This is a genomic window from Acinetobacter sp. CIP A162 (genome assembly GCF_000367905.1).
In the GTDB taxonomy this organism is placed as follows: domain Bacteria; phylum Pseudomonadota; class Gammaproteobacteria; order Pseudomonadales; family Moraxellaceae; genus Acinetobacter; species Acinetobacter lwoffii.
The window spans coordinates 147,532-162,665 of the sequence record NZ_KB849158.1 but is presented as its reverse complement, the minus strand read 5'-3'; the positions used below and the strand labels follow the sequence as shown (position 1 = coordinate 162,665).

Below are 15,134 nucleotides of genomic sequence, written 5' to 3'. Positions count from 1 at the left end.
ATGCAGATTCAAACCCAGGTTCAACTTAAACCTTTTAATACCTTAAATTTAGAAGCAGTTGCTTCATACTATGCCCAGATTCAATCAACTGCTGACCTGTTGGCTGCACTGGATTTTGCGGAACAGCAGCAACTCCATGTGTTGATCCTGTCAGGTGGTAGCAATATGTTGTTGCCGGAGCAGATTGATGCACTGGTTCTGCATATGGATATTCAGGGCATAGAAATGCTGGATGCTGATGATCAGTCGCAGCGCTTACGTGTGGGTGGTGGACAAGGCTGGCATGACTTCGTGCTCTGGACTACAGCACAAGGTCTGTATGGTTTACAAAATCTGGCCCTGATTCCTGGGCGTGTTGGAGCTTCTCCAGTACAGAATATTGGCGCTTATGGCGTTGAAGTCGGAGAATTCATCGATTCTGTTGAGGTCTATGACCGACAATTGAAACAGTTTGCTTCGATTCAGGCAGCAGATTGTCAGTTTGCCTACCGGCATAGTATTTTTAAAGATGATCCCAATCGTTATGTGATTACCCATGTGACTTTTAGATTACTTAAACAGCCAGATTTGAAACTGAATTATGGTGATCTGAAGACTGCGGTCGGTGATCAGCTCACAGCAGAAAACTTGCAGCAACAGGTCATCCAGATTCGTCAGAACAAATTACCTGATCCGCAAGAATTTCCCAACGTGGGCAGTTTCTTTAAAAATCCGGTGGTTGATCAGGCGGACTTTGACCAAATTGCTGTATCTTTCCCGAATTTACCCCATTACCAGCAAGCCAATTCTCAAGTTAAACTGGCAGCGGGCTGGCTGATTGATCAGGCGGGCTGGAAGGGTAAACAGTTGGGGCCTGTCGGCATGTTCCACAAACAGGCATTGGTCTTGGTGAATTATGGTCAAGCCTCTCTCACCGATGTCCGTAAAACGTATCGTGCAGTACAGCAATCGGTTTGGGAGAAATTTAGTCTGATGCTTGAACCTGAACCTGTATTGTTCAATAAAAATGGCTTGATCCGTTCTCATCAGGAAGAGGAATAACATGAAAAACACCCATTGGATGGTACGTTTGCTACAAATTGTCACTGGACTGTTTGTGCTATGCGGCTGTCTACTGGTGTTGGTTTATACGCCTTTTTACTCAAAAATGATCGTCAAGGGCTTAAACCAGTTTGTCTCCCTAGAGTTAAATGAAGTCGCGGCCCAAAGCCAGAAAATGGCAGCGCTCAGTGAACATGAAAATCTGGAACCTGGCTCTGATTTGTGGATTGCCCGTCAGGCTTATTTAAAGGTCATGGAACAGGATATCCAGCAAAATAACTCAGCTAACCTGATGCTGATTCAGGCACGTTATAAAGCGCTGCAGCAAGTAATTGAAGAATATCAACGCGAGCAGCAGGATCAAAAAGCAGAGCAAAGTCCGCCCGCTCAGGTGCCGTTATTGTCCTCACAGGAAGATGCAGAACCAGCCGATCCGACAGCCAATGTCCGGGAATTGCTGGAGTGGGACAGTAATGAAAACAAGGAACGCATTGAGCAATATATGGAGTTTCTGACGACGCATCCGCTGGAACAAGGCGAAGCCAGTTCGGTACAGGAAACCGATGGAGAGGAAATCCAGCAGGACTTGGCTTTACTACAAGAGCAACAGCAGGCTAAACCGGCGAATAGCTCTCAGCCTTATGCTATTGTGGTATTGGGTGGTGGCTTAACTCTAGATGAGCAGGGTAAAGAAATTGTCGTCAATAACTATACGCGACTACGTCTGGAAACTACGCTGGCAGTAGAGAAACATTATCAGTTGCCGATTGTTCTGAGTGGGGTCGAAGCACCGTATATGCAGCGCTGGTTAAAAAATCATGGTGTCGATGCCAAATTACTGGAAGATCGCAGCATGAACACTTGTGAAAATACCCGTTTCAGTTCATTACTATTACAAAAGAAAGGCGGAGCGCCTACAGTGATTCTGATTACGGATCGTTATCATATGCCGCGTACCCGCCGTTTATTTGCGTTAAATGGTATACAAACCATTCCGGTAGAAGCGCCGATGCCAACGCCATTGACACGATGGCGTCCAAGTGCACAAAATTATGATCACAGTCGTCGTGCCAATTATGAAATGTTGGCGACCATGCGCGATATGTGGTTTGGATCCAGTGACTGTCGGGAGGTGCCATAATGTCTGATATCCCATTTTTAAATCCCACCATTCTGAAACAGCTGGATTTACCCATTCCGAGTCGGGATGTTACGCCTCAACTCTTGCCACCTTTAAACCTGAATCGTAGTGATGAACCGCCGATTGATCTGCAGTCCTATCGAAAGCTTTATGGTTTTGATTTACTGGACTGCAAACACTGGCAGGGCTATGTACAGATGCCATTATTCAAGTTGCATGTACAGGTGTTTGAACCGAATCTGGAAAATACCCGCTTTGACAAGATTCAGGGAACTGCTTTTCTGTTGCATGGTTATCTGGAACATAGTGGCATTTATCAGCCGATTGTCAAAGAGCTTTTAGAACAGGGTTTTAGTGTGTTGACCTATGATCTGCCTGGACACGGCCTGAGTGATGGTTCACCTGCCAGCATTCAGAATTTTGATCATTATCAGCAGGTTTTACATGCTGTACATCGTTATGTGCAGCACGCTTCACAATTACCTAAACCCTGGGTTGGCATCGGGCAGAGTACTGGCGGTGCGATCTGGATGCACCATTTACTGGAGTTTGCGGAACGTCGTGAAAATCCTTTTGTTGAACGGGTCTTGCTATTATCACCATTGATTCGTCCAGCTAAAACTGCCTGGTGGCATAATTCGGTTGGGCTTGGCATTATTAGCCGAATCAAACGTGAAGTTCCCCGACATTTCAGACGCAATAACCATAATCCGGAGTTTCTGCGTTTTATCCGGCTTAAAGATCCATTACAACCGCGAATGATGGGCATGGACTGGATTTTAGCGATGTCACGCTGGATGCTGGAAATGGAAGCGCGTCCGGCTTGTCGTATTCCAGTCTGGCTCGCCCAAGGTGCACAGGATCAGACCGTAGACTGGCGTTATAATATCGAATTTATCCGACGTAAATTCCGGCTCCAGACTTTGCTGATGCTGGAAGAAGGTTCGCATCAGTTAATCAATGAACGTGCTGATATTCGCGCTGCATTGACGGGTTTGATTCCTGCCTTTCTGCATGCACATGGCAGCAAAACTTATTATTGATAGATTGAATATTTAAAAAGGCGTTTATGAAAACGCCTTTTTTAGTTTTAATGTTATCGATTTAAAATTTTTCTAATTGGGCCAAATTCCACATCCGGAAGTAGAAGTTCTCCTCATCCTTATTTTCACAGGACAATAGTTCGCCTTCTTTCAGCCAGAAATGAATCTGCGCAAAGTTCTTTATTTCGTGATTATTCACACGTTGTGCCAGATGATGCGCCTTAATGGCTGAAGGGTGTTTCAGACCTGCGGAAGCAATCAGTTCAGACAGAGCATGTAAGGTGTTTTTATGAAAATGAAATACCCGTTCGGCCTTGGTCGGCACATGTAAGGCTTTCTGGCGATCTTTATCCTGGGTCGTGACCCCAACCGGACATTGATTGGTATGACAGCTTTGAGCCTGAATACAGCCCACTGCAAACATAAAGCCCCGGGCCGAGTTGACCCAGTCTGCACCAATGGCAAGCGTACTGGCAATATCGAATGCACTAATTATTTTACCACTTGCACCAATTTTGATCTTATCTCTCAATCCTGCACCAACAAGGGTATTGTGTACAAACAGCAAACCTTCTCTTAAAGGGGCGCCAACATAGTCAATTAATTCAATGGGTGCAGCTCCCGTTCCACCTTCAGAGCCATCAACCACAATAAAATCTGGGTAGATCTGGGTATGTAACATGGCTTTGACCATGCTCATAAACTGCCACGGCTGACCCAGACACAGCTTAAATCCGACCGGTTTTCCGTTGGAAAGTTCACGTAATTTTTGTATGAAATGCATCATTTCAATCGGCGTGCTAAATGCCGGATGACTCGAAGGTGAAACACAATCATGATCACGGCTGATGCCTCGAATTTGGGCAATTTCTTCCGAAATTTTACTTTTAGGTAAAATACCGCCGTGGCCAGGTTTTGCGCCTTGCGAAAGCTTGATTTCAATCATCTTCACTTGGGGTAATTTCGCTTGTGCAGCAAAACGTTCCGGATCAAACTGCCCATCTAAAGTACGGCAGCCAAAATAACCACTGCCAATTTCCCAGACCAGATCGCCGCCATATTCCAGATGGTAGGGACTGATACTGCCTTCACCTGTATCATGGAAAAAATCACCTTTTTGAGCACCGAGGTTAAGTGCCCGTATCGCATTAGCACTCATGCTGCCAAAACTCATGGCTGAAATATTTAAAATAGAAGCTGAAAAGGGCTGGGTACATTGCTCATTTCCAATCAGGATACGAAAAGTCTGCGGATCAGCAACTTTGCAGGGCGTGATGGAATGACTAACAAAGCGGTAATTATCTTCATAGACATTCAGAATCGAGCCGAAAGGTTTATCTGAATTTTCATTTTTTGCCCGCTGATACACCAGACTGCGTTGCATACGGGAAAAAGGCAGTGCGTCCCGGTCGGCTTCAATAAAATACTGACGAATCTCGGGACGGAATTCCTCAAAGATAAAGCGGAAATGTCCCATAATGGGATAATTTTTCAGAATGGAATGCTTATTTTGTAGTACATCATACAAACCCAGCAAACTCAGCAGAATGCTCAGGATCCATAGGGTATTCACTAACGTTTGCGGCATAAAATAATAGATATAACGCGGTGAATAACCGATATGAAATGTAGTAAAAATCACTGCAATCAGAATGCAGGCAAACCAGACCGAATGGCGGGAAAAGAAAGTATTGAGCAGCTTGTGACGTACTAATTGAGCAGGGTTAGCCATTGTAAAATTAAGTCCCTATTTCTACTTCTATAGGGCTTTATGATGTGCAGAGCGAGGTATCTTATACAAGCAGAGAATTGTTATTCGATTTTATAAACTTGCCGAAAATGCTATTAAGCCAGACAATGAATCGGCAGCGATTACAGATAAATTTTACGGAAAAAGTTCTATAGAAAAAATCTGCAAAAGACATGCATTCTATTTATTTCACAAGTAAGGCGGATGACTTTATAGTCGGTTTATTCACTACATAGGAGTCTTAAACCATGACCAAAAAATCCATTCGCTTTAATAATGCTGAACTGGCTTGCTCATGTCTCAGTCATTTTTAAATATTGATGTTTCATCCAAGCTGCATTTCGGGGTGTTAAAGAAAAGCAGCCTGGCACAGCGGCAGATCACCACAACAAGAACAAAAATATAAGCATAATTCTCCAGTCCCCAATTTGGGGATTTTTTTATTCCGGAATACATAAAAGAATCTGGATGAAGCCTGTGTGGTTAAGGGTTTTCCTCATCCAGTTGATCGACTGCATTGGCTACAATACTCGGTTCAATATGTTTAATCTTTTTACCAAAGCTGCGTAACCACCAGACCAGTTGTGAAGTAAATGGCACGGTAGAAATGATCAGCGACATACCATTGTCCATTTTTTCAATCTTCTGGTCTTTGCTGAGCTGGCTTTCCTCAAAATAATGTGCATCCGATTCCGACATCCTGAGTTTTAGCGTGACATTTTCAGTAGGGTGGTTGAAGTCCACCCGGAAGCCCAGCGCACCAGAATCAATATACTCATCAATATCGAAATTGACCGGATGCAAGGCACGTGAATTCAGCACGACGGCCGATTTAAAGCGGTGCAGGGCAAAGGTCTGGATATCGGACTTGTCATGACGGGTACACACCAGATAAATGATTGACCCTTTTTGTACCAATGCCAGAGGATTGAGAATATAGGTTTTTTCTTCGCTGTTATGACCACGGCCCTGATACACACATTCCAGTTGTTTGTCCTGTAACAGGCCTTCATACACCGCTTGCTGCGCGGCCTTATCTACCACAGGTGGAATCAGCGGTTGGGTGGCCGGAACAATGCGTACGCGGTTAATCCATTGCCGGACATTGTTCTGGGAAGAAAGACTGCGTCGTGCCAGATCAAACCACGGATTCATTTCCTCGATCAGGCTCGGTGGCAACAGATGTTTTAAGTGTTCTTCGACCATCATGAAAGTGACCGCTTGCGAGCTGGTCATATGCGGCAAACTTTGCAGCGGCGCATCTGAACGCCAACGCCAGCCTTGCGGCGTGGTTTTACTGCTTTCAATCGGAAAGCGTTGCGCAATCTGATTCAGGTCACGCTGAATGGTGCGCAGACTGATATCAATGCCTTCGCGATTCAGGATTTCCTGTAATTCACGTGTTCCCATCCATTTGCCGGTAGAAAGACGCGACAAGATTTGCCATTGGCGATATAGACTGTTTGAAGTTTCTTTTTCTTGTGCTGACATAATTTATTTTGCTGGCAATAAAGAATAGGGGATTTAGGCTTAGCTTAACACAATAAAAAAACTCTCATTTTTTCGCAAGTCCCTCTGTGCAACATTTGTCCTACAATTCTAAAACAACTTGGTCGAAAATAGCATTGAGTTCATTGGGCATTTATTAGATTAATGGTAATTGAAATGCAGATGTCATGGCATGGATATTGCTTTGATTTAATTATAATAGATGATAATACGAGGGTTTGTATGCTTAAAGGAAATCAGGATACAAATGTGATTGAAACAATTGATAAATTTAGTTCCCAGAATATTGGAAAAAATTTTATAGACACTAAAACTACAGCGGTATCTACTACAACAAACCCACAACTTTTACTGCAGCAGTTATCTTCAAAGTTCTTTAATGAAATGCAGGATGAACATGTGCTGTCCAGTCAGGCAGGTCAAAGACTGGAAGAATGGTTATCTCAACATACGCTGGATGAACTCAATGCACTGAATCAGGTAGCAAAAGAACATTTTTTAAATCACGGTATTACCTTTACCGTTTATGGCGATGAAGAAGGCGTAGAACGCACTATTCCCTACGATATCATTCCGCGAGTCATAGACCGGAAACAGTGGAATATGGTGGCTTTAGGCTCGGCACAACGGGTACGGGCGCTAAATTTATTCTTACATGATATTTATCATCAACAGGACATTTTAAAAGCCAATATCATTCCTGAGTTGCAGATTTTAACTCATGAAGCCTATCAGCCGCATATGTATCAACATAGCTTGAAAGGCGGGATTTATAGCCAGATTAGCGGGATCGATGTGATCCGTGATTCCAAGGGCGAGTTTTATGTCTTAGAAGATAATCTCAGAACGCCATCTGGCGTGTCTTATATGCTGGAATGCCGCAAGATCAGTGAAAAACTGATGCCGAAAGTATTCGAGCAGTCCAAGATTGCCGGAATCGAGCAATATCCACAATTATTAAAAGAAATCCTGATCGAAAATGCTTATGTCGACAAGCCATTTGTGGTGGTACTGACCCCAGGACGTTTTAATAGTGCTTACTATGAACATTCTTTCCTTGCAAGAGAGATGGATGTGCCATTAGTAACATCACGTGACCTTTTTGTTGATGACTCGAAGGTTTATGTAAAAACCATACGTGGTCGCCAACGAGTCGATGTTATTTATAGACGGGTCGATGATGCGTTTCTTGATCCCTTATGCTTTAAACCGGATAGCACTTTGGGTGTGGCTGGCTTGATGTCAGCTTATTTGCAAAATAATGTTGTGATTGCCAATGCACCGGGAACCGGTGTGGCAGATGACAAATCGGTTTATCCATATGTCGACAAAATGATTCATTTTTATTTGGGCGAGCAGCCAATTCTAAAAAATGTTCCGACTTATCAATGTCGTAATTCTGAAGAATTAGACTATGTCGTGGCTCATCTGGATCAACTGGTGGTGAAAGAAGCGCAGGGTTCGGGCGGTTATGGCATGCTCATTGGACCACAAGCGTCTAAACAGCAAATTGAAACTTTCAGGGAGAAAATTTTAGCTGCGCCGCATTTATATATTGCGCAGCCAACTTTGGACTTATCGGTTAGTCCGACTTTGACCAATTTTGGTATTGCTGAACGTCATATCGACTTACGCCCATTTGTATTAAGTTCGCCTTATCGTACTGAAATCGTACAGGGTGGCTTGACACGTGTAGCGATGCAACCTGGTTCACTGGTGGTGAATTCATCCCAGGGTGGCGGTATTAAAGATACCTGGGTAGTCGACAATTTACATTCATAAAATTCCAAAGAAGGAAAAATGTCATGGTTTTGCTAAATAGCAATGCAAAACATATTTTTTGGTTAGGGCGCTATTTAGCCCGCACACATTTTTTATGTGCCCGCTTTCCATTTTTAGAAGATGAAGCGGCTTTAACCTATGCACACGCCTTTTGTTTACCTGCTTTCGATGCCAGCTCCTTAAACGAGCTGCTACTCGATCCTACTCAACTGGCATCTTTTAGCCAGCAGTTAGGAATTGCCAAAGATAATATTCAGGAGTTGCGCGGAGTATTGTCGGCATCAGGCTATGCGGAGATGATGAAGCTGATCAAAACTGCAGACAAAAATGCCGGTTATATTTGTGAAGTAGTGAATGAATGTGAAGAGATTCTGGAAGCGGAGTCTTCCGATATCTTTCTGTTTTTTAGTTTAGGCCAGTGTGTAGAACAGCTTGATCATCATTTGCGTCTGGGTGAGGAAACTGGTACTACACTGGGTAAAATTGATTATATCGTCAAAATTTTGGTGGAAATGGGCTGGGGCGATCTGGAACAGTACTGGGAACAGTTGCGTGCAGAGCCAAACCGGATTGAATTCTATCAGTTTAGCGACCATATTCATCAACTGTTTGAGGCAGATGTATGAAATTGATGGTGAATCACCAAACCCATTATATGTACACGGCCGAGGTGAGGAACAGTATTCAGTACATCAAAATGATGCCTTCGAACAATGCGCATCAGCGGGTGCATTCGTGGGATATCAGTGTACCTGGTTATAAACAGATAAGAAAAGATGCATTCCAAAATTTGTGGATGACCTGTAACCAGCGCGAGCCGTACTATTCCTTAACCATTATGGCACAGGGGATTGTCGAGCTGAATCCTGCACATCAGAGTGGGTTGAATGATTCAATCAATCCCAATCTTTTTTTACAGCCGACCGAATCGACCCAGTGTAATGTAGCAATGAAGGATTTTGCACAACGTCATGTCCCTGTATTAAGCCGTCAGCATCTGATTGGGTTGGCACAGGCATTGCTGGAGCATGTACCTTATATTTCCAACAGCACTTCTGTACAAGGCACAGCAATAGATGCCTTTGAGTCCAGACAGGGGGTTTGTCAGGATCATAGCCATATTTTTATTGCCATGTGTAAATATCTGGGTTTACCTGCCCGTTATGTGTCTGGTTATTTATATGCACAAAATGCCTCGCATCTGGCCAGTCACGCTTGGGCCGAGGTGTTTGTAGACCAGACATGGTATTGTTTTGATGTCAGTAATTTGCTGTTCACTCCAAGTTCGCATGTTTATGTGGCAATTGGACGGGATTATTGGGATGTGGCACCGGTACGCGGTGTAAGAGAGATGGGCGGTGTGGAATCCATGCTTTCCAGCGTTCAGGTGCTAGGATGTTAATAAGGACGAACTAATGACGTATTGTTGTGCATTGCGTTTAGAGCAAGGTATGCTATTTATCAGTGATACCCGGACCAATGCCGGAGTAGATCACATCTCTGTATTTCGAAAGCTATACACCTTCGGAGTTCCTGGGGAACGTATGATCGTGATACAGGCATCCGGCAATCTGGCAACCACCCAAGCCGTGATCGGACATATCAAAAATCAGCTTGAACTGAAGCAGGAACCTAATATATTGAGCCTGCATACCATGTTTGATGTCGCGGAACTGGTGGGAAGCATGCTGAAAAAAGTAATTGCCAACGTCACGAGCGATATTTCAGAACAGAGCAATTATTATTGTAATCTGCTGGTGGGTGGACAACTCAAAGACCAGGATATGCAGCTTTATCATGTTTATCCGCAGGGAAATTTTATCTGTGCGACACGAGATACACCATATTTCCAGATTGGCGAAAGCAAATATGGCAAGCCAATCCTGGATCGCGCGCTGACTTATGATATGCCGCTGGATGAAGCCTTGCGCTGTTCCCTGATTTCATTTGCATCTACCTTGCGCTCTAATGTTTCAGTTGGTATGCCACTCGATGTACTGGTCTATAAAAAGGACAGTCTGATGATGCCGAGAGGTAAGCGTATTGCTGAAGATGACGAGTATTTCACGGCAATCAGCCGGCAATGGTCAGAAACCTTGAAAAAAGGACTGGCAGAACTTCCGGTTCCATCTAATGAGTATTTCTTGTAAAAACCTATCGTAGGTCCGGTTTTTCACGTACAGTGTTAACTTCTATGCGTCAGGCATAATAAAAAAAGAGAAGTTAGCACATGTACCAATTTTGTTACGCCAGTAAAAGCACTTCTCCCAAAACTGATTTGCTTGAAGATTTAGCGAATATTTTGAAAGAGGCTCGTGATTTTAATTACCAGCATCAAGTTACAGGTGTACTGTATTTTGCTGATGGTTATTTTTTTCAATGTCTGGAAGGTGAATGTCTTACTTTAAAAAGTCTGCTGGTCGAGAGGCTGAATAAAGATCCTCGCCATCAGGACATTAAACTATTTGAAACCAAGGAAATTGAATATCCGAGTTTCCCGGACTGGTCGATGAAATATATTTCTAAACGCAGTCAAATCCAGCAATTCTGTCAGGACATGGGATTTAATGACTTTAACCCTTTTGCATTTCAGCAAAGTCATGTTGATGCTCTATTGCTGCAATTATGTGTAGAGCAAGGTGAAGAACAAAAGTCAGCCTAAATAAAGCCCAACACTGGTTGGGCTTTTTTGGATCTTTAGATTAAATCAGATTACTTTACGTCGTGCCCGATTGCTGAGTCGGCATAATAGTTCATAACCAATCGTACCATTGGCTGTCGCCACATCATCCACCAGACGGGTTTTCCCCCAAAGTTCGACTTCTGTACCTAATTGCACTTCTAATCCTGTGACATCAATAGCGATCATATCCATCGCTACGCGGCCAATCACGCGAGTTTGCTGACGATTGATTGCGACATAGTTCTGTTTGGGGAAAGCACGAGGATAGCCATCACCATAGCCAATTGAAACAATGGCCAAAGTCATGTCCTGATCTGCGGTGAACGTCGAACCATAACCGACATGCTCACCCGCTTGAATATCATTCAAGGCAATAATTTCAGCTGTAAAGGTCATAACCGGTTTTAAATCCAGGTCATGTACATCACGGTCTGCAAAGGGCGTCGCACCATAGAGCATAATCCCGGGACGGACATAGTCAAAATGCAATTCTGGATATTTATAGATTGCAGCCGAGTTACAGCATGAACCCATGAGTGGTGCACAGTCATTTTTCACTTCAAGGAACTGCTGGATTTGCTGTTCATTCAATGGATGATCGGCATCTGCATTGGCAAAGTGCATGGCAAGTACACAAGTAAAGCCTTCAGCTTTCAACTGATTGATCACGGTTTTAATCACATCAATTTTAAAGCCTAGACGGTTCATGCCGCTGTTCAGTTTGACCCAGACTTTTAGGCCTTTGGCGATATAGGTCTCTTTATGAGCCAGTAACCAGTCGAGTTGGGCCTGATGATGTACCACAACTTCAATATTCTGATCGATTACAAGCTGCATTTCATCGGCTGAAAAAATACCTTCGATGAGCGTGATCGGCTGTAAATAGCCCAATTCACGAATTTCCAAGGCTTCTTGCAGGCAGGCGACACCAAAGGCATCGGTTTCGCTTAAGGCTGCTAAGCAGTCTTTAACTCCGTGTCCATAAGCATTGGCTTTCACCATGCTGACGATTTTCGCGGTTGGGGCAAGTTGTTTGACACGGTTTAAATTATATTGCAGCGCAGCACTGTCAATATAAACTGTAGCTTGACGCACCCTAAATTACTCCTAGAGGGACGATGGAAATGTGATGACGAGAGCCTGATTACTCTTCATCATCATACTGAGCATAGAACTCAGGCGAGAGATTACTAAAGCGGGTATATTGACCTTCGAATGCCAGACGCACGGTACCAATCGGGCCGTTACGCTGTTTGCCGATAATGATTTCAGCGGTGCCAGCTTCCTTGGATTCTTTGTTATAAACCTCATCACGGTAAATAAACATGATCAAGTCGGCATCCTGCTCGATCGCACCGGATTCACGCAAGTCGGACATCACCGGGCGTTTGTTTGGACGGTTCTCCAGCGATCGGTTGAGCTGCGACAAGGCAATTACCGGACACTGCATTTCCTTCGCCAAGGCTTTTAAGCTTCGGGAAATTTCCGAGATTTCGCCAACACGGTTATCACCCATGCCAGGGACTTTCATCAGCTGCAGGTAATCGACCATGATACAGCCTAGTTTTCCGCCATGCATTTTGGCAATACGACGCGCACGGGCACGTAATTCTGTCGGTGGAAGCGCAGAAGAATCATCGATATACAGATTTTTTTCTTGTAAATGCACAATGGTACTGGTGACTTTTGACCATTCATCACTGTCCATTTTACCGGAACGTAAATGTCCCTGATGCACGCGACCAAATGAAGAAATCAAACGCATGGCGATCGAGTCGGCTGGCATCTCCATTGAATAGACCAGAGCAGGCAGGTTGTTATTGAATAAAACACTTTCGACCAGATTCATGGCAAAGGTGGTTTTACCCATGGATGGACGCGCCGCGACAATAATTAAATCGCCAGATTGCATACCGGAAGTTTTGTTATCCAGTTCTACAAAACCAGTAGTTAAACCGGTAATGCTGCCTTCCATTTGTGACAGTTCATTTAATTTATCAAATACGTCTGCAACCACCGAGTTGATCGGCTTAGGGCCTTGTGCTTTGGCATTGTTATTATGCTGTTCGGCAATCGAGAAAATATTGGTCTCAGCCAGATCCAGAATTTCACTTACTGTGCGGCCTTTGGTGTCATAGGCATTTTGTAAAATTTCAGAGCTGACTTTAATCATGCTGCGCAGGGTAGCAAACTCTTTAATTTTCCCAGCATAAGTTTCCAGGTTATAGAAACTCGAGGGTGAATCTGCCATCAGTTGCATCAAATACTCTTCGCCACCAATGGCATCGAGCAAGTTTTGTTTGATGAGCCAGTCATGTACCAGAACCGCATCATAAGGTGAGTTTTCTTTAGAGAGTTGTTCAATGGCACGGAAAATATATTTATGTCGGGTAGCATAAAAATCATTTTCGGTCAGCACATCACCGACCTGCTCAAAAGATTCAGCCACAGTCATAAGGGCAGCAAGTACAGCCTGTTCAATTGCTAAATTGTGTGGCGGAGTACGGAACTCCTTGAGATTGCTATTTTCAGTAACAATTTCCGGTTTAGCAGGAGCTACCTTTTTGCTGGCATTCGCCTGTGACATATAAATCCCTGATTTTAAATACAATGGTTAAATATCGTCGGAGATGAATAGCGTTTATTCACTACGAGATGAAATGATACGCGCTCTGATCAAAAATGCGAAGTGCAATTTTTTGTAAACACGAATAATAAAATGAATTTGACAGTGTTGGCTAGATTATATTTTTTAGAGATAAAAAAAGAGCATGCTTTCGCATGCTCTTTTTGAGGCGAGAAATTACTCAGCTACGATAGTAACTAGAACTTCTGCAGTAACATCATGGTGCAATTGGATTGCGATGTTAAATTCGCCAGTGTGACGAAGCGCGCCATTTGGAAGACGTACTTCAGCACGGTCTACTTCTAGACCAGCATTTGTCAACGCGTCAGCGATGTCACGAGTACCGATAGAACCGAATAGTTTACCTTCATCACCAGCTTTCGCAGTGATAACGATGTTCACTTCGTTCAATTGGTCAGCACGTGCTTGAGCAGCAGCTAAAACATCAGCTTCAGCTTTCTCAAGTTCAGCACGACGAGCTTCAAAAGCAGCAGTATTTGATTCTGTTGCAGCAACTGCCATACCTTGTGGGATAAGGAAGTTACGGCCGTAACCAGCTTTAACTGAAACTTTATCGCCTAGTTTACCTAGGTTTTTAATGCGTTGTAATAAGATAATATCCACAGCTCAACCTCACTTATGATTGTCAGTGTAAGGGATCAAAGACAAGTAGCGAGCTTGTTTGATAGCTAGCGCTAATTGACGTTGGTAACGAGCTTTAGTACCTGTAATACGGCTAGGAACAATCTTGCCGTTTTCAGTGATGTACTGTTTTAAAGTGTCTATATCTTTGTAGTCGATGTACGTAACGTTCTCAGCTGTAAAGCGGCAGAACTTGCGACGACGGTAAAAACGTGCCATGTTATGTTCTCCTTAAGCTTCAGCAGAGTCTTGAGCGTGTTGTGCTTCTTCACGTTGAGCTTTACGCGCACGTTTTTCTTCAGCACTTTTAGCCAATAGTGACTCTTCAGTGATAGCGTTTTCACGACGGATGATAAGGCTACGAATGATTGCGTCGTTATAACGGAATAATTCTTCAAGCTCATCAAGAGTAGTTTGACCACACTCAACATTCATAAGAATGTAGTGAGCTTTGTGGATCTTGTTGATTGGGTAAGCCAATTGACGACGGCCCCAGTCTTCAAGACGGTGGATTTGACCTTCAGCTTCTTTGATGTGAGTTAGGTAGCGTTCTACCATACCAACTACTTGATCGCTTTGATCAGGGTGTACTAAAAGTACGATTTCGTAATGACGCATTGTCAGCTCCTTACGGTTTGGACAGCCCCAATTTAAGTAAATTGAAGCAAGGAGTCACAACCAAAGTTGTGTCGCAGTGTTTGCGAAGGGGGAATTGTAGTGATCTTTAAGGATAATTTCAACCAAATAAGAGATTTTTGCGAAATTATCTCTATAACCAGATCGATCATCAGAACCTGACTTTGGCTTTAAGCAAATTTGGACTGGTTAAATTCAGCACATGTATTGTTGCGAAGATCAAGCTTTACTTATCAGGCCAGAAAATCTAGAAAACTGAAGGATCGGAGTCTGGAACCAGA

General features: G+C 43.6%; 15 protein-coding genes. 8 read left to right on the top strand and 7 right to left on the bottom strand.

Annotation, left to right across the window (positions count from 1 at the left end; all coding sequences use genetic code 11):
• Genes murB through F995_RS03375 form a run of 3 tightly spaced genes read left to right on the top strand, consistent with a single transcriptional unit; the run spans nucleotide 1 to nucleotide 3,225 of the window.
• A complete protein-coding gene (murB, locus tag F995_RS03385) occupies nucleotides 1-1,041 on the top strand; it encodes a UDP-N-acetylmuramate dehydrogenase (protein WP_004645425.1) in 1,041 nt (346 codons plus the stop codon).
• Nucleotide 1,042: 1 nt separating this feature from the next.
• The gene (locus F995_RS03380; protein WP_004645424.1) at nucleotides 1,043-2,182 is read left to right on the top strand and encodes a YdcF family protein; all 1,140 of its coding nucleotides are present in this window, start codon (nucleotides 1,043-1,045) and stop codon (nucleotides 2,180-2,182) included.
• On the top strand, nucleotides 2,182-3,225 hold the full coding sequence (locus tag F995_RS03375) for an alpha/beta hydrolase (RefSeq protein WP_004278806.1): 1,044 nt from the start codon (nucleotides 2,182-2,184) through the stop codon (nucleotides 3,223-3,225). The genes F995_RS03380 and F995_RS03375 overlap by 1 nt, the downstream gene beginning before the upstream one ends.
• Before the next feature lie 61 nt (nucleotides 3,226-3,286).
• Here F995_RS03375 and F995_RS03370 read toward each other — a convergent pair whose 3' ends face one another.
• Nucleotides 3,287-4,957, bottom strand: coding sequence for an FMN-binding glutamate synthase family protein (locus tag F995_RS03370; RefSeq protein WP_004645422.1), 1,671 nt, complete (start codon nucleotides 4,955-4,957; stop codon nucleotides 3,287-3,289).
• Between the two features lie 501 nt (nucleotides 4,958-5,458).
• Nucleotides 5,459-6,466: a helix-turn-helix transcriptional regulator gene (locus tag F995_RS03365; protein WP_004645421.1), complete on the bottom strand. Its 1,008-nt coding sequence runs from the start codon at nucleotides 6,464-6,466 to the stop codon at nucleotides 5,459-5,461.
• A 240-nt stretch (nucleotides 6,467-6,706) separates the two neighbouring features.
• On the opposite strand from F995_RS03365, the gene F995_RS03360 reads away from it, so the two are divergent.
• From F995_RS03360 to F995_RS03340, 5 genes are all read left to right on the top strand, one after another.
• Nucleotides 6,707-8,266 carry a circularly permuted type 2 ATP-grasp protein gene (locus F995_RS03360; protein ID WP_004645420.1) on the top strand — a complete coding sequence of 520 codons (1,560 nt, stop codon included), beginning with the start codon at nucleotides 6,707-6,709 and terminating at the stop codon, nucleotides 8,264-8,266.
• Between the two features lie 23 nt (nucleotides 8,267-8,289).
• On the top strand, nucleotides 8,290-8,892 hold the full coding sequence (locus F995_RS03355) for an alpha-E domain-containing protein (RefSeq protein ID WP_004645419.1): 603 nt from the start codon (nucleotides 8,290-8,292) through the stop codon (nucleotides 8,890-8,892).
• On the top strand, nucleotides 8,889-9,668 hold the full coding sequence (locus tag F995_RS03350) for a transglutaminase family protein (RefSeq protein WP_004645418.1): 780 nt from the start codon (nucleotides 8,889-8,891) through the stop codon (nucleotides 9,666-9,668). Before F995_RS03355 ends, F995_RS03350 begins: the two co-directional genes overlap by 4 nt.
• 13 nt (nucleotides 9,669-9,681) lie before the next feature.
• Nucleotides 9,682-10,416 carry a proteasome-type protease gene (locus F995_RS03345; RefSeq protein ID WP_004645417.1) on the top strand — a complete coding sequence of 245 codons (735 nt, stop codon included), beginning with the start codon at nucleotides 9,682-9,684 and terminating at the stop codon, nucleotides 10,414-10,416.
• An 80-nt stretch (nucleotides 10,417-10,496) separates the two neighbouring features.
• Nucleotides 10,497-10,928, top strand: a complete 432-nt coding sequence (locus F995_RS03340; RefSeq protein ID WP_004645416.1) for a BLUF domain-containing protein — start codon at nucleotides 10,497-10,499, stop codon at nucleotides 10,926-10,928.
• A gap of 45 nt (nucleotides 10,929-10,973) precedes the next feature.
• On the opposite strand, the gene alr is transcribed toward F995_RS03340, so the two are convergent.
• The 5 genes from alr to rpsF all read right to left on the bottom strand — a co-directional run bounded on the left by alr (nucleotide 10,974) and on the right by rpsF (nucleotide 14,835).
• Nucleotides 10,974-12,044, bottom strand: coding sequence for an alanine racemase (gene alr / locus F995_RS03335; RefSeq protein ID WP_004645415.1), 1,071 nt, complete (start codon nucleotides 12,042-12,044; stop codon nucleotides 10,974-10,976).
• A gap of 49 nt (nucleotides 12,045-12,093) precedes the next feature.
• Complete coding sequence (gene dnaB, locus F995_RS03330) at nucleotides 12,094-13,536, bottom strand: replicative DNA helicase (RefSeq protein ID WP_004645414.1); 1,443 nt, start codon at nucleotides 13,534-13,536, stop codon at nucleotides 12,094-12,096.
• A gap of 216 nt (nucleotides 13,537-13,752) precedes the next feature.
• Entirely contained in the window at nucleotides 13,753-14,199 is a 447-nt protein-coding gene (rplI, locus tag F995_RS03325; RefSeq protein ID WP_004645413.1) for a 50S ribosomal protein L9, read from the bottom strand.
• A gap of 9 nt (nucleotides 14,200-14,208) precedes the next feature.
• Nucleotides 14,209-14,436, bottom strand: coding sequence for a 30S ribosomal protein S18 (rpsR, locus tag F995_RS03320; RefSeq protein ID WP_004278792.1), 228 nt, complete (start codon nucleotides 14,434-14,436; stop codon nucleotides 14,209-14,211).
• A gap of 12 nt (nucleotides 14,437-14,448) precedes the next feature.
• Complete coding sequence (rpsF, locus tag F995_RS03315) at nucleotides 14,449-14,835, bottom strand: 30S ribosomal protein S6 (RefSeq protein WP_004278789.1); 387 nt, start codon at nucleotides 14,833-14,835, stop codon at nucleotides 14,449-14,451.
• Nucleotides 14,836-15,134 lie beyond the last annotated feature (299 nt).